Origin of the sequence: Pseudomonas sp. HR96, assembly GCF_034059295.1 — a bacterium.
In the GTDB taxonomy this organism is placed as follows: Bacteria; Pseudomonadota; Gammaproteobacteria; order Pseudomonadales; family Pseudomonadaceae; genus Aquipseudomonas.
In genome coordinates this window covers 3,716,429-3,729,888 of the sequence record NZ_CP139141.1, presented here as the reverse complement: position 1 = coordinate 3,729,888, position 13,460 = coordinate 3,716,429, and the positions used below count along the sequence as shown (strand labels likewise).

Genomic DNA, 13,460 nt, shown 5'->3' with positions numbered 1-13,460 from the left:
AATCTCAGGTCCCTAAAAAATGAATGAGCCAGTTAATGAGCAAGATTATATTGATTTGAAAATCACACCAAGAGAGCTTAGGTATTTTGTGTCGTGCGGATTGGCTCTAATTCAAAATATTCCAGGTGAGTCTCTGTCGACATATTGCGGCCTAAGTAAAGATGAGATCATTGAGATTTCTCTGCGACTGAGGGAGGTCGCTGACAGATTAGGCGTTGATATGTGATTTTGGGGGCGGGTAAGCTAGTTGAGTCGCTTACCTTTGGTGCAAAAGCAATCGATGATTCTGCTGCCTATACAAAGTGGTGGGACAATGTTGCTCAACCTAAGACTCTAACTGATAGAAAGGCTAGGGCTTGGTACTTATCCAAAGAGGCAGAAATCCCCAGTCGAATTGATGCAGGATTGTCGCTGGAAGATCAGGCTAAACAGGCGTTTGCCATGAGGAATTATTTAAGGTCTACAGCCCGAGAGTTAATGTCTAACAGAGATTTGGCAGATTATTTGAATAAGAGCGATCCCAATAGAACGTGGTCGGAGATCTAATAAATACTCGTTACAAGCTCTTTCTAGGGATGATTTATGGCGCAAAATTATCGAAAAATTCCAGTCATCTAGAACAAGCGTGAATAATGGATTGGAGATGTGAGCATGAATCGTTTTTCTGAGTCTAGTTCCGAGCTTGGTCATTTTTTTATTTTAATGAGTATGAAGAAGAAAGCTTTGAGGAATATGTTGGTGTTGTCTTGAAAAAGCTAAAAGCAGAAGAAATAATGCGTGAGCAAGGCCCTTATTCAAATCTGGTTATTATTGAATATGCCGGGAATATACTTGTTTTGACAAGCGGCTCATTCGAAGGATGCTACATATCTATAGACATAAGTGAGGCTTGGTTAGCGAAAAAAATTATAGAGTCATTCTGACTTAGATAGTTGGTGCAAAAGGTATTTCTCCGGCAGTCACCGCAAAGGGAAAAATTGGAGATGCGGCATTTACTGATGTAAACCAAACAGCTCGTCCAGTAGCTCAGGAAAATCCAGATGAGCCAACTCTGATAGCTGATCGAGTAACGGCCAAACTTTCTTGATAGAACGACCGGTGTCGCGACTAGTGCAAAAACACTTGATACGACTACTGCGGCTAAAATGGCCAATCCGAGCCAGGTATATGCATCACTCAAAGGAAATATTGATACCGCCGCAGGATTTACTGAGTACGATTTGAAAAACGTAACAGTATCCTCTAGTCAAATTACTAGTCGTGAATTGCAAGTGGCAGTTCCAAACGCTACGACGAGTGCTCAGTGGGAACAAATTAATAGAGCTATTGAGTATGGTCAGAGCAAAGGCGTTACGGTGAAAATTACCAAGGTAAATTAAGATGAATGATGTCGTAAAAACAGCTTGGGCAGATGCGAAAATGAATAAAAATTTCATTTCCGTAAAAACTTTTTCTGGCTATCGAAGTAGCCAAGCAGATCCGCAAGGTGTGGAGCATTTTTTCAGCCCAGACGCTGCGGATAAAGAGCTAGGCCTTGCTTTGCTTGACGCCTTGGCTCATAGCCGATTTGTGCTTCCCGAGCCGCGAAAGGGTGTTTGGATTCATCCTGAAGCTACTTTTGATATGGATCTCTATGACTACAACCTGACTAATCAACGATATGATCAATGGGTTGGCAAAACTTTGGAGCGCTATGGCTACAAGACCAAGCGTGCTTTATTTAAAGATATGAAAAAATGCAGTATCGAAAGTAAGAATAATCAGATCGCTATTCGCCCCAGCCATCACGAAAAGCTAGAAGCGTGGAGTGGTAAGGGTATAAGTGAGAGTAACTATGTCACTATCCCCAGAGGTAGTAGCCCTTCTGATATAGGTGCGGCCCTGCGCTTGGCTTTTAGCAGATGTACTTAACGTGTAGAGATTTCGATTGATCTAACACCGGCTTCGTGCTGGTGTTGTTTTATCTATTTAGTGTAAACCTCCTTTCCTTTAGCTGGCCTAGCATGCTAATTCAAAGAGCTTAACTGCGTGCTGGGAATTAACTGCGCAGGCTCAGACTGATAGAGCACATAAAATGTTTGATGAGTAAGGAATTAAAATATATAAGTGAAGGTGATTCGTGATCCCTGATTTGCGGATTAATGGTGAACTAGCTGATGTTTTCTCGCTAATCAACAATAGCGCAATTTCAGTGCTGAAAACAATAACAGGTAAAGTTGAGACTCAGGCTAGCAATATTGTTGTGAATTTGGCTGACTCTCCATTGACCTCTGAGCAGATAGAAACGCACTGCGCTCGAATCCTGTCGAAGGCTTGAAAAAGCTTTATTTGATGAAGGGCGGCGAATTTAGGGTGATAGGGGCTGCGAAGTGACGATTTCAATGAATCTTGAAATTGAAGTTGGAATGTCTTTTGAAGAAATTGCTTCAGTGCTCTCAGTGATGGGGGCTGAGCACGCAATTGAAATTGGTTATCTAACAGGTAACTTTAAATATTCAGGTGTTTATTTTGTATTTCGATACTTTAGGATTCCTGAGGATGTTGCTGCTGAAGGGGTCAATGTTGATTGGAAAGCAGGTATGAGTGGAGCGTTTAATTGTCTTATAAAATATTTGCTGGAGAGTTCTGAGGATATTAAGTCTTTCCTTACGAAGCTATCGATAGAGACGGCTTTTAAATTTGTTCTTTCTTTTCAGTACGAAAGCTTGTATGTGATTCGTGATGAGTTTGGTATTAGTTTCCAGGAAAACATGGTTGGTTAGTTGGCGCAAAAGCAACGACAACTGCTGGGGAGCTTGCTGGCGCACCTCCCAAAAATGATTGCTTGATGATTAGATTCCGAGAAATGGTGATCGTCTGGTCGTGAACCAAGAGCCCGTGACTACTTGCGGACACAACTCTTGCGGTATGGTTTTGGATACGTTGGGCAGGGAGGTTGATATCGGATCTCTTATCCAAAAGGATTGCGCCTTCTGAGGGTGGGATTTACGCTCGAGATAATGCAAGCCTGATGACTTCGAAGGTGTTCCTGCAAGTGCCTTTGGGAGCAGAAATTTTGCTGATTTGGCTAGGTATACCGGTGATGGAAATCCGGTGGTTTTCCGCATTGTTGATAACACGAAAGGTACTGACTTTTCCCATTCTGTTGTGGTGGATGGGGTAACAACTATAAATAGAATCTCCGTTGTAGCTATTCGCGATCCGCATGGGACCCAATATTTTAGTCTCGTCAGTACCTTTCAAAGAAATTTTTCAGGTGAGGTTGTTGTTCCTCGAAGTGCACTGAAATGAAATTAAACATCGACTTCCCTGGAAACATGATCACGGATGAATTACTCACGCAGGATTGGATACCCTGCTTTTGCAAGGTTTCAAAAGAATTTGAGATTTCGTTTTCGGATACTGTTCCTGAGTCATCGGGGGTGGTATAAGAGTGGGATCGTAGAGAGTTGGAGTTAAGAGCCGTTGCAGGGGCGGGTGGTCGATATACGCATTTTGCTAATGGTTTGATTACATTGCATAAAATTAATGAAGGCGTTTACAAAGTCTTTGATCTTGGGATGTTTTATAGAAGTTACGGCTGGTGCGCTGTCTTACGGGGTGGGGAGATGCGCCTCCCGGAAATTTTTGGGATGAAGAGTAAAAGCTTTCTGATGAATCCTAGGCTGGGGATTCAATTGCATGAACGGACTCTCCGAGTCGAATTTTGAATCCAATCATCGATATGGTTTAACTGCGCGCTGTGAAGTACCTACACAGGCTCAAGCAAAATTGCAGAGGGCGTGAAGGCCAGCGATGTCGAGGCAAAGCTTGCGAAGGTAGCGCAGAGCAGCGTCTACAACGGTGACCTACCGGTCATTACGCCGGTGAAGCCAGCCCCCTTACCCGCTGGGTACACCGAGGTGGCAGAGGTGGGCGCCAATGTATCGGTGCCTGTCGATCTGCCTGAAGGCTGGCGGATGGTACTCAACACCAGGAATGGCAGCTACGAGGTGCTGGCGGCTGACGGTGACGTTTATGTTGTAGGTGATGGTGTACTTAAGCCTAAAGCTGGGGGTAATCTGGCGCAGCTGGCGGCGGCGGAAGCGGCTATTGCGGGTGCAAAAGGAACTGCTAATACCGCATTGAAGCTTGGCGAAACCCAGACTATTAATGATGTAAGCATGACTCGTGCCGGGAGATGGATGTCTCCTGATGAGCTGGCACAGATGCAAAGTAGTAACAAAATTGTTCAGGGAGGCGGCGGGCAAACCTTTATCTCAACTAACGGTGCCGCAGATTTTAAGGGGGCTGCGTCTAAAGGCTCCGTCTATGTCGAGTTTGATGTTCCAAGTAGTGGATTATTGCAGGGTGGTAAGGAAGGCTGGTATAAAATGATTGGTCCGGACGCAAGTAAGTCCCAGCAGTATTTGCTTAGTAAACAGGGTGGAGAACATCTCCCTGAGGTAAAAAATATTACTGTGCTAGATAGTAAGTGAGAGGGGTTATGGATGCTTTTCAGTTTAATAAAGAATTTAGGCCTCTATTGAAAGTCTACTCCGTAGAGTATTCAACATTCGCCAGCGGGGATTTTGGTAACCTTGAGCGGATAGAGCTGGAAGGCTTTAATAAGCTGGCGACCGTAGAATTTTGGTCTGAAGGCTGGATAGGTATTGATATATATGACTGTGCTTGTGATGAGCAGGTCATGAATATTTTGCTTTCTCCAGAGGAGAAAGATCTTGTCCCTAAAACATTTGAAAAGCTTCTGGATACATTAAATCGAAATAGTTAATAAGGATCTCTGGAAACCCGGGGTGCTTATTTATCTGTAGATCCCAGCCTCGATTTGACACCGTCCCTACGCCGGTGTTGTTTTATCTGCTTACTGCAAAACCTCCCGTCCTTCGCTGCTCGCTTTAGTCGTGGCCTGAGAGATCAGGGGGCTCAAAACCCCCGTCGGGGTGGTTTTGTTCAGCGAGCGCGAATCAGCCAGGTCAACCGGCTCGCAGGCCGCGTCCTGTCTGGCGTTGCGCGTGTAGACAACGAAATTCGCGTCGGTTGATACTGTTGAGCGAGAAGACCTTGCGCTCCGGCAAGAATCGAATGAACCTCCCACTCAGCAGGAAATTGAGGATTTCCACCTTGCACCGCTGGAAATCGGGAAAAATTCCCCGCTTGCGGGGGCTGTTGGTGTTGGTGCAAAAGGTATTTCTCCGGCAGTCACCGCAAAGGGAAAAATTGGAGATGCGGCATTTACTGATGTAAACCAAACAGCTCGTCCAGTAGCTCAGGCAAATCCAGATGAGCCGACTCTGATAGCTGATCGAGTAACGGCCAAAACTGAAGCAACAGGAAAATTTTTGCCGAATGGAAATATGGCTGACGCTCATGCAGAAATTGGCGTCATACAGCAGGCATATAATGCTGGCAAGACTCTAGGTGCTGATATGGCTATGAGCGTTGCAGGTAAAGATGTATGTGGATTCTGCAAAGGTTATATAGCGGCCGCTGCGGAAAAATCCGGATTGAGTTCTTTGACTATTCAAGCGATAGACAACGTAACTGGATTACCAAAAAAATATAATTGGGTGCCGGGAATGCGGTCGATTAAGGAGGTGCCATGAGTATGGTTTTTGGCGGCTATATTGTTGACGCTGATGGATATCGCCATCAGTTAAAAGCTATCATGGATCCCGAAGAATTGGATGTTCGAGGGGTATTGACTTCCATTGGTAAAGGCTCCGGCGTTATCAAGATGCGGTGCGAGCCTGAATCTGAAGGTCGCCCCTATGAATTGGCGCTTTATTTTGAAAGTGAAAATTTTTTACTGATGCTTAGCGAGTATGATAAAGATGGTGAGCATGTCGTCAGAACTATGACTAATCTCAACTCAAAAAACGAACTCGTCAGCATTTTGGGGGAAATGTATACTTCTAGAGCGGTCACACATGATGTGGAAATTGTTTGTGCTATTTTTATCGAGTTTGCTCGTTCAGGAAATGTGTCTGTAGATATCATGGCGTAAGCTTCACTAAATATCGTCTGACTAGTTGGTGCAAAAGCAACTGTTGGCGATGCCGGAAAGGTAGATGATCTAGCTACTGGTGGCTAAGTGCAGCGTCAAACCTTCCAAGTGGAACAGGTCTTGGTGGTTTCAAGGTCGGCTTAAGTGCAGACGACGTCACTGCTATAAAATCACAGTTTGGCAGTTCGGTTTCATTCAGAGAAGTTGATACGGCTATTGCAAATGCTGCCAATTATTATGGTTTTTATAATAAGGCTGGCTCAATGATCAGGGATATTGCTGGCGGGCAACTGTTTGATAATGGGAACAAGCAGACTGCTGTAGAGGTGGTTGAGCAGTTAATTATAAAAAAAACGGCGTAGATGGCCCGCTAAAACGAATTATTTGGAATGTTGTGGGTAAGGTTGCAACGGGGCACATCAGGTCATGATACAAAGTTATCTTGACAGCTATACCAATAGATACTTGCCTATTGAGTAAAAATCTTCTGCACCTGTAGGGTCGACATTGCTCAGAGGGGCATCGAGCACCGTTGCAGCATCAGAGGTCGGTGCGGTAATAGCCAGAGATCCTACGATGCCGGCAGGTTATAAGATAATTACAGGATACCCGCACTTATGAATAATGAATTTCCAGTAATAGAAAATATGTTTAGTGCCTACTTGAATCAGGATTTCGATTTGGAGTTCGGTAGCGCAGATGAAGCGATTTTTGCCTTCTCTAGCCATGAGGATAATGTTGGTAAAGAGCGTGTTCTTGCCCAGCTAAATGGTTGGTAAGTTTTGGTTTAGATGAGGAGCAGTTAAGATCTTTTATTTTTGACGGACTTGCCTGTTGCTATTTTTACCCTGCGGACTGGAGCGACGGAGCATCTTGGCTAAGGCACGTGAGTTCATTGCTGAAAAAGTAGAATGACGAAAGAGGCACCGAAGTTGTGCAAAGGCGGCAGCGGAAGCTCCCAAGCCGGCTAGCATCACCACTATTAAGGCCGAGATGAAGGCTGATCCTTATTATCCGGATTAGACGCGTTATGTGGGTAATGAACTGACAGCGGTCGGGGCGGAAGTTGTGCGCGGAGGTGGTCTCCCAGAAATTAAGATGGTTGCTGCTGGGCGGAAGGCACTCCATTTAAATTCTCTCTATGCTGTAGGTACATCGAAAGGGCTTATAGTCTATGATCCGAGCGGAGCCTCTGAAAGCGTGGGGCTGCTTAAAAAGCTCTTAGAATACACTCGGTCCCTAGGAGCGAGGACAGTCACCCTTAATAGTTATTACGCGTCTGAAGAAGACGCAGCATCAGGGAGCGGGAAAGTGGGCGAGAAATTCTCGTTTGGTTTTCCTGCTATCAAAGATGGACTTAAAGATTTTTTGAGGGGCTAAAGTAGTGAGCCATCCAAATTCAGTAAACAAGCATTTGAAAAGCCTCAACGTGTCTGGTTATGGAGGCTATATATCTTTCAGTAGAGACCCCGAATTGGGTCAAGGTGTATATGAAATATATTTAGACGACTGTACCCTAAAGATTTTTGAAAAAGGCGCAGCTATAAAGTCCCATGAAAAAAATGTTGGTTTTCTTTATTCTGATATATTAAAGATTACTAGCCATCTATCCGCGGCGGTGTTTTCGCAGGCTTCGGCGGATCAGAATGTAAATATTTTGATGCCTTTGGAAATTCATCTTTTCGAGGGTGTAGTGGGTCTTAAACTTAAGTTGCTGATTTATTCCAGAATATTAATTGTTTTAAATGATATGTGGCAATTTTATAAGACGTAGAGGGTCGACCAGCTCTGGTGTCGAAGCCCTGCGTGTGGGAATACTTTGGGGCGCTGTGCGGTGTATAGGACCGCGAATTAATTGTTTTTGAGTAATGCTAATTTTAAATTGAGCGATATTACATTTCTCCGGCGATTTGTCCGGGGGCGGGAAAATGCTGTTTGCCGGGTGAGTTGTCGACTCGCCACTGACGCGCGGCAAGTTGATCGGAGAATCCTTAAATCACCAAGGCATAACGCTCCTCGGCCGCCCCTGCCTGTTCCAGCACAAACCCACAGCGCTCCAGCACCACCCGCGACCCCGTATTCTCGGGATAGACGTAGGCCACCAGGCGGGCCAGCCTCCAGCGCTCGCGCGCTTCTTCGACCAACCGGCGCAACGCTTGGGTCGCCAGGCCCTGGCCGCAGGCGCTACGCGCCACTCGGTAGCCGACTTCGGCGCTGTGGCGCTCGGTGCCGATGTTATTCAGATTGGCGCGGCCGATGATTTTTGCGCGCGAGTCGAGGATGACCAGGGGATGCCAAGTGCCTCGGGCAAAGCCCGTCAGATATTCATCGATGTGTTCGGCCACGCCCTGCGATGAGTAGAACTTGGCGGGGCGTGGCTCGATGTGCGATTCGAACCACTCCCGGTTGTCGATTTCGAATTCGAGCAGGGCTTGGGCATCGCTGCTGCGCAGCGTGCGAATCTGGATTGGGTCCATCCGTCATGCTCCTGGGTTCAGGAAGTTTCCAAGGCCGTCGACTCGCCCGGGGTCTGGCGACGCTTCGCTCAATGCCCGTACGTGCCGACCACGCTCTGGCCCGCCAGGCCGTGGCCCTTGAGCCTGGCCAGCAGCTCGTCGCGGCCAAGGCCGGCAGGCAGGGTGCCGGGGGGCAGGTCGGTGGCGATGACAGTCAATACGTAGTGGTGCGGATGGTCGCCTGCCGGTGGGCAGAGGCCCTTGTAGGCCGCAGCGCCGCTGCTGTTGTTGCCCACCGTGACGCCTTCGACACCGGTCGCCGCTTCGCCCTGGCGCAGTTGCCCGCGCGCCGGGTCGATATTGTAGGCCACCCAGTGGGTCACACCCAGGCCCTTGGCGCCGTCCGGGTCGAACAGCAGCACCGCCACCGAACGCGTCCCGGCCGGCACGTTGGCCCAGCTGACCTGCGGCGCGATGTTCTGGCCGTTGCCGCAACTGGCGTCGCTGCCGATGAAGGTCAGCGCTATGGGCTGGTTGTCGGCCAACGAACCGGAGCTGACCGACAACGAGGCGGCGAGGGTGCTGGCGCTGGCGGCCAGGGCCAGCAGCGCGGTGGCCGCGTGGAGGAACAGGCGTTTTTTCATGCGGGGGTCGCCTCTGTCACAGCCGAGCCGAGGTGCTCGGCCAGGCCATCCATGCCGTTGAGAATGTATTGGTCGATCAGCGTTTCATACTCGGCCGCCGCTGCCGCGTCGACGCCTTCGAAGCTGGCCTGCCATTGAAACTCGCTGCGCCGGCCGTCATCCACCGGGCGTACGCCGACGGTGGCGCTGAACGCTTGCAGCGGGAGCTCGGCGCCGCTGAGGCCGTAGGTCAGGGTCATCTGCTCACTGTCGATGCTCAGCAGGCGTTCATGGATGACCTTGCCGTTGACCAACTTCAAGGTCCTGACTGAACCGCCGTCGCCGGAGACTTTGCCGCCTTCGATCACGCACTGGCTGATCTGCGGATGCCAGGTGTCGATGACGCCGAACTGGCGCAACAGGTGCCAGACGGCGCCCGGTTCGGCGTCGATGACTACCGCGTGCTGGATTGTGGCCATGGGTCCTACCTCTTTGCCTAGTCACTGCTTCGACGGACGGCACAGGCGCAAAGTTCGCCGCAACGCCGTTGACGCACCTGCACGGAACCATTCCCCACAGCACCGCCCCAATAGACATCTACGGAGGGACCAGGCATGTGGCGCAGTTACGAAGAGTTGACTCCATGGGACCCGCGCGCAGGCGGTACCCGGCCGCTGCGCATTGGCGTGCTGACCCACATCAAGTATCCGGTGTGCCAGCCGTTTGCCGGCGGGCTGGAGGCGTTTACCCATGATGTCACCCTCGGCCTGCGCGCCCGCGGCCACGCCGTGACGCTGTTTGCCAAGGGCGGCAGCAGCCCCGAGTTGCAGGCGGTGGCCGTGCCGGACGAAGACCAGTGCCGCCACGCGAGCCTGAGCAGCGCTTATGTGGCCGAGCACCATGCCTACCTCAAACTCATGCAGGGCATCGACGACTACGGTTTCGACGTGATCTTCAACAACAGCCTGCACTATGTGCCGGTGACCATGGCGTCGCTGATCCGCACGCCGATGCTGACCGTGCTGCACACGCCACCCTTCTTTGAGATGAGCAACGCCTTGCGTGGCGAGCGCCAGCGCGGGCGCTTCAGCACCTTGTCGCAGGCCAATGCGCGGGGCTGGAGCGAGGTGGTCAAGCGCTGCGCGGTGATTCCCAACGGCATCGACCTGCAGCGCTGGCAGCCGGCGCAGGCGGTCGGTGAGCACGCGCTGTGGTTTGGCCGGTTGGTGCCGGACAAGGGCGCGCACCTGGCCATCGACGCCGCACGCCTGGCCGGCATCCCTCTGCGCCTGGCGGGGCAGGCGGTGGACGAGGCTTATTTCAAGACGCAGATTCAGCCGCGCCTGGGCCCGGGGGTCGAATACCTGGGCCACTTGCAGCGCCCGGCGCTGGCCGCCGAGCTGGCCAATGCCGCGGTGGTGCTGGTGACGCCGTGCTGGGAGGAACCTTTCGGCCTGGTGGTGGCCGAGGCGCTGGCCTGCGGCACGCCGGTGGTGGCCTTCGATCGCGGCGCCATGGGCGACCTGATCGGCGCCGAGGTGGGCTGCCTGGTGCCGGCCAATGACGTCGCCGCCCTGGCGGCGGCCATTCCGCTGGCCCGCAGCAAGTCGCGCCAGGCCTGCCGGGCCTGGGCCGAGGCGCACTGGAGCCACCACCTGATGCTGGAGCGCTACGAGGCGCTGCTCGGCGAGGTGGCGGCCCAGCATGCCTGAGCCTCAGGTCGGCTATTACGTTCATCACCACGGCGCGGGCCACGGCGCCCGTGCCCTGCGCATCGCCCAGGCGCTGCGGGTGCCGGTGACGCTGATCGGCTCGCAGTTGCCCAGCGATCTGCCTGCCGGCGTGCAGGGCCTGACGCTGCCGGGCGATACCGCTGCCAGCATGCGGGTCGAACAGTTCTCGGTGTTGCATTACGCCCCGCTGGCGGTGGACGGCCTGCGCCAGCGCATGGCGATGTTGGCGCAGTGGTGCGACCAACATTGGCCCTGCCTGCTGGTGGTGGATGTTTCAGTGGAGGTGGCGCTGCTCGCACGCCTGTGCGCGGTGCCCGTGGTGTACATGCGCCAGCACGGCCAACGCGACGACGCGGCTCATGAGCTGGCCTACGCCAGCGCCAGCGCATTGCTGGCGCCGTATCCGGTCGAGATGGAGGCCGCGCGCACGCCGCAGTGGCTGCGCGACAAGACCCATTACAGCGGTTGGCTGTCGCGCTTTGCCGGCGCCTCGGCCGCCGCGCCGCAGCCGGGCAGGGTGCTGGTCATCACCGGGCACGGCGGCACCGGGTTGACCGCCGAGCTGCTCGAAGCGGTGGCCCGCCACTGCCCGCAGTGGCAGTTGCGAGTGGCCGGCAGCCTGGCCCCAGGTGCGGCGGCCGCCAATCTGCAATGGCTTGGGCCACTGGCCGACCCGCTGGAGGAGATGCGCGCGGCCGAGGTGGTGATCGGCAGCGCCAGCGACAGCCTGGTCAGCGAAGCGGCTTCGCTCGGTTGTCGCTACATCGCGGTGGCTGAGGCGCGCCCGTTCGACGAGCAATGCTGCCAGGCCCGACGTTTGCAGCAATTGGGTGTGGCCGTGGGGCTAGAGGAAGGCTGGCCGGCAGCGCCGCAATGGCCTGCGCTGCTGGAAGCGGCACGGCGGCTGGAGCCGGATCGTTGGCGCGGCTGGGCCGATGCGGCAGCGGCCGAGCGCGCCGCCCGGGCGATCGAAGCGACCCTGGTGTCGAGCTTCAGAAGCCCAGGCGGCGTGGATTGAGGGCCTTGGCCACCTGCTCGGAGGTGGGCGGCTGAATGATCTGCAACTGCGCTTCGTCCCAGTGCAGCAGGCCGAGGTCACGGAACGCACCCAACCAGCCCTCCATGGGCCACACGCCCCAACGCTGGCGAAAACGCCGGGCATTTTCGACGATGTCGGCAAAGTGGTTGAGCGGCGGGTCATAGGTGGGGTGGTATTGGTGGAAGGCCATGGCCGCGCTGTCGATCAAGGCTACCCCGTGCTCGCGGGCACGAAAGGCGAAATCGGTGTCTTCACCGCCATACCCACGGTAACCCTCGTCGAAGCCGCCAATGCGGGCGAAGGTGGCCGCCGTGCAGGCAAAATTCAGCGACCAGAACAGGTGGTGGGGCAAAGGCTGGCCCGGGCCGCTGCGATAGCGCGCCAGCGGGTGCTCGACGCCGTCGCGGTACAGGGTCGCTTCATGCCACTGGGCATGATTGGCGCCCTGCGGCAGGTAGCGTACCTGGCCCATGTGCAGCGCTCGCGGGTGGGTTTCAAGGCCTTGCTGATACTGGGCCAGCAGGTCGTGGGTGGGGATGCAGTCGACGTCGAGAAACACCCAGTCGGCGCTGGGGTCCAGGGTCCGCACCGCATTGCGCGCCTTGGCCAGGGGCAAGCCGTCGGCATCCTCCACGCGCAGTTCGCGAATGGGGAAGACTTCGCTGGCCCAGTCGCCGGCCGGTTCGTTCATGTGCACGATGCACAGCTGTTCGGGCACCAGGCTGGAGGCTTCCAGACCGCGCACCAGGTTGGCCAGCGCGTTGCGCCGGCCATGCACCAGGGTGACCACCTTCATGCCGTGCCCGCCAGGCCCAGCAGGTAGCTGCCGAACCCGCCCTGGGCGCGAAAGTCAGTGCGCGCGCTGGTGCGCACCCGTACTGAACGGCTCCAGGCGATCCGCGCGCCCAAGGCTTCGAGGGCGCGCACCAGGTGCACGTCTTCGTGGCACGCCAGGGCCGGGAAGCCACCGGCCTGCAGGTAGGCGACGCTGGTCACGCCGAGGTTGGCGCCGTGGATATGGCTGTGGCCATCACAGTCGGTGTAGCAGGCTTCGTAGCGGGCGCGTACTTGCTGGTGGTGCGGGCTCCAGTCGTCCACTTCGACCACGCCGCACACCGCGTCGGCGCCATGGGCCAGCTGCGCCGCCAGCCAGTCGGTCGGCACCGTGGTGTCGGCGTCGGTGCAAGCCAGCCAGCGCGCGCCTGCATCGATCAGGGCATGCGCCCCGGCGGCGCGGGCCACCCCGACACTGCGGGCCTGCACCTCGATCACCGTCACCGCGTAGCGCTCGGCGATGGCGCGCGAGCCGTCGCTGCAGCTGTCCAGTACCACCACGATGTCTACGCGTTCGGCCGCCAGCAGCGGATGCGCTGCGGCTGCCAGCACACTCTGCAAGCACTTTTCCAGGCATTGCTCTTCATTATGAGCAGGTATGACGACACCAATCATGGGTGACCCTCGCAGTCGGAAACGGTGTGATGCAACGGTTGGCACGGCGGGGCGACCATCGAGATGGGAGACTGATGGTCGCTATGCAAGGTTGACCGGTGGGCAATGCTGGCAGTTTCGTTTATCCGACAAGCTGTCTATCGGCCAGCTTGT

At 54.1% G+C, this 13,460-nt stretch carries 16 protein-coding genes and 1 pseudogene; 12 read left to right on the top strand and 5 right to left on the bottom strand.

The window, feature by feature from the left end; translation table 11 throughout:
* Positions 1-1,139: 1,139 nt before the first annotated feature.
* The 10 genes and pseudogenes from SFA35_RS16645 to SFA35_RS16605 all read left to right on the top strand — a co-directional run.
* Positions 1,140-1,379: pseudogene (locus tag SFA35_RS16645) on the top strand (hypothetical protein); the annotation flags it as partial.
* Between the two features lies 1 nt (position 1,380).
* Positions 1,381-1,911, top strand: a complete 531-nt coding sequence (locus SFA35_RS16640; RefSeq protein WP_320571638.1) for a contact-dependent growth inhibition system immunity protein — start codon at positions 1,381-1,383, stop codon at positions 1,909-1,911.
* A gap of 208 nt (positions 1,912-2,119) precedes the next feature.
* Positions 2,120-2,317 (top strand): hypothetical protein, encoded by a 198-nt coding sequence (locus SFA35_RS26780; protein WP_414058413.1) that lies wholly within the window; start codon positions 2,120-2,122, stop codon positions 2,315-2,317.
* Between the two features lie 64 nt (positions 2,318-2,381).
* Positions 2,382-2,762, top strand: a complete 381-nt coding sequence (locus SFA35_RS16635) for a hypothetical protein (RefSeq protein WP_320571637.1) — start codon at positions 2,382-2,384, stop codon at positions 2,760-2,762.
* A 1,149-nt stretch (positions 2,763-3,911) separates the two neighbouring features.
* On the top strand, positions 3,912-4,478 hold the full coding sequence (locus tag SFA35_RS16630; protein WP_320571636.1) for a hypothetical protein: 567 nt from the start codon (positions 3,912-3,914) through the stop codon (positions 4,476-4,478).
* Between the two features lie 8 nt (positions 4,479-4,486).
* Positions 4,487-4,774: a hypothetical protein gene (locus tag SFA35_RS16625; RefSeq protein WP_320571635.1), complete on the top strand. Its 288-nt coding sequence runs from the start codon at positions 4,487-4,489 to the stop codon at positions 4,772-4,774.
* A 583-nt stretch (positions 4,775-5,357) separates the two neighbouring features.
* Positions 5,358-5,606 (top strand): hypothetical protein, encoded by a 249-nt coding sequence (locus SFA35_RS16620; RefSeq protein ID WP_320571634.1) that lies wholly within the window; start codon positions 5,358-5,360, stop codon positions 5,604-5,606.
* Positions 5,603-6,007, top strand: a complete 405-nt coding sequence (locus tag SFA35_RS16615) for a DUF6911 family protein (protein ID WP_320571633.1) — start codon at positions 5,603-5,605, stop codon at positions 6,005-6,007. The genes SFA35_RS16620 and SFA35_RS16615 overlap by 4 nt, the downstream gene beginning before the upstream one ends.
* A gap of 617 nt (positions 6,008-6,624) precedes the next feature.
* Entirely contained in the window at positions 6,625-6,786 is a 162-nt protein-coding gene (locus tag SFA35_RS16610) for a contact-dependent growth inhibition system immunity protein (RefSeq protein ID WP_320571632.1), read from the top strand.
* A gap of 605 nt (positions 6,787-7,391) precedes the next feature.
* Positions 7,392-7,781 (top strand): hypothetical protein, encoded by a 390-nt coding sequence (locus SFA35_RS16605; RefSeq protein WP_320571631.1) that lies wholly within the window; start codon positions 7,392-7,394, stop codon positions 7,779-7,781.
* A 217-nt stretch (positions 7,782-7,998) separates the two neighbouring features.
* On the opposite strand, the gene SFA35_RS16600 is transcribed toward SFA35_RS16605, so the two are convergent.
* The 3 genes from SFA35_RS16600 to SFA35_RS16590 form a co-directional block, all read right to left on the bottom strand.
* A complete protein-coding gene (locus SFA35_RS16600) occupies positions 7,999-8,484 on the bottom strand; it encodes a GNAT family N-acetyltransferase (protein WP_320571630.1) in 486 nt (161 codons plus the stop codon).
* Positions 8,485-8,552: 68 nt separating this feature from the next.
* The gene (locus SFA35_RS16595; protein WP_320571629.1) at positions 8,553-9,107 is read right to left on the bottom strand and encodes a YbhB/YbcL family Raf kinase inhibitor-like protein; all 555 of its coding nucleotides are present in this window, start codon (positions 9,105-9,107) and stop codon (positions 8,553-8,555) included.
* On the bottom strand, positions 9,104-9,565 hold the full coding sequence (locus tag SFA35_RS16590) for an SRPBCC family protein (protein ID WP_320571628.1): 462 nt from the start codon (positions 9,563-9,565) through the stop codon (positions 9,104-9,106). The genes SFA35_RS16595 and SFA35_RS16590 overlap by 4 nt, the downstream gene beginning before the upstream one ends.
* Positions 9,566-9,700: 135 nt before the next feature.
* Between SFA35_RS16590 and SFA35_RS16585 the strand changes: the two genes are divergently transcribed.
* Both SFA35_RS16585 and SFA35_RS16580 read left to right on the top strand, forming a co-directional pair.
* Complete coding sequence (locus tag SFA35_RS16585; protein WP_320571627.1) at positions 9,701-10,798, top strand: glycosyltransferase family 4 protein; 1,098 nt, start codon at positions 9,701-9,703, stop codon at positions 10,796-10,798.
* Positions 10,791-11,837, top strand: a complete 1,047-nt coding sequence (locus SFA35_RS16580) for a hypothetical protein (protein WP_320571626.1) — start codon at positions 10,791-10,793, stop codon at positions 11,835-11,837. Before SFA35_RS16585 ends, SFA35_RS16580 begins: the two co-directional genes overlap by 8 nt.
* On the opposite strand, the gene SFA35_RS16575 is transcribed toward SFA35_RS16580, so the two are convergent.
* Positions 11,812-12,654 (bottom strand): glycosyltransferase family 2 protein, encoded by an 843-nt coding sequence (locus tag SFA35_RS16575; protein ID WP_320571625.1) that lies wholly within the window; start codon positions 12,652-12,654, stop codon positions 11,812-11,814. The genes SFA35_RS16580 and SFA35_RS16575 overlap by 26 nt on opposite strands.
* Complete coding sequence (locus tag SFA35_RS16570; protein WP_320571624.1) at positions 12,651-13,307, bottom strand: glycosyltransferase; 657 nt, start codon at positions 13,305-13,307, stop codon at positions 12,651-12,653. Before SFA35_RS16570 ends, SFA35_RS16575 begins: the two co-directional genes overlap by 4 nt.
* Positions 13,308-13,460: the final 153 nt, after the last annotated feature.

What these genes read in the sequence shown, in the direction of transcription:
- SFA35_RS16620 (WP_320571634.1), top strand. Translation starts at nt 5,358, where the DNA reads ATGGCTGACGCTCATGCAGAAATTGGCGTCATACAGCAGGCATATAAT.
- SFA35_RS16590 (WP_320571628.1), bottom strand. Translation starts at nt 9,565, where the DNA reads ATGGCCACAATCCAGCACGCGGTAGTCATCGACGCCGAACCGGGCGCC.
- SFA35_RS16635 (WP_320571637.1), top strand. Translation starts at nt 2,382, where the DNA reads ATGAATCTTGAAATTGAAGTTGGAATGTCTTTTGAAGAAATTGCTTCA.
- SFA35_RS16615 (WP_320571633.1), top strand. Translation starts at nt 5,603, where the DNA reads ATGAGTATGGTTTTTGGCGGCTATATTGTTGACGCTGATGGATATCGC.
- SFA35_RS16570 (WP_320571624.1), bottom strand. Translation starts at nt 13,307, where the DNA reads ATGATTGGTGTCGTCATACCTGCTCATAATGAAGAGCAATGCCTGGAA.
- SFA35_RS16585 (WP_320571627.1), top strand. Translation starts at nt 9,701, where the DNA reads ATGTGGCGCAGTTACGAAGAGTTGACTCCATGGGACCCGCGCGCAGGC.
- SFA35_RS16610 (WP_320571632.1), top strand. Translation starts at nt 6,625, where the DNA reads ATGAATAATGAATTTCCAGTAATAGAAAATATGTTTAGTGCCTACTTG.
- SFA35_RS16625 (WP_320571635.1), top strand. Translation starts at nt 4,487, where the DNA reads ATGGATGCTTTTCAGTTTAATAAAGAATTTAGGCCTCTATTGAAAGTC.
- SFA35_RS16580 (WP_320571626.1), top strand. Translation starts at nt 10,791, where the DNA reads ATGCCTGAGCCTCAGGTCGGCTATTACGTTCATCACCACGGCGCGGGC.
- SFA35_RS16595 (WP_320571629.1), bottom strand. Translation starts at nt 9,107, where the DNA reads ATGAAAAAACGCCTGTTCCTCCACGCGGCCACCGCGCTGCTGGCCCTG.
- SFA35_RS16575 (WP_320571625.1), bottom strand. Translation starts at nt 12,654, where the DNA reads ATGAAGGTGGTCACCCTGGTGCATGGCCGGCGCAACGCGCTGGCCAAC.
- SFA35_RS16640 (WP_320571638.1), top strand. Translation starts at nt 1,381, where the DNA reads ATGAATGATGTCGTAAAAACAGCTTGGGCAGATGCGAAAATGAATAAA.
- SFA35_RS16600 (WP_320571630.1), bottom strand. Translation starts at nt 8,484, where the DNA reads ATGGACCCAATCCAGATTCGCACGCTGCGCAGCAGCGATGCCCAAGCC.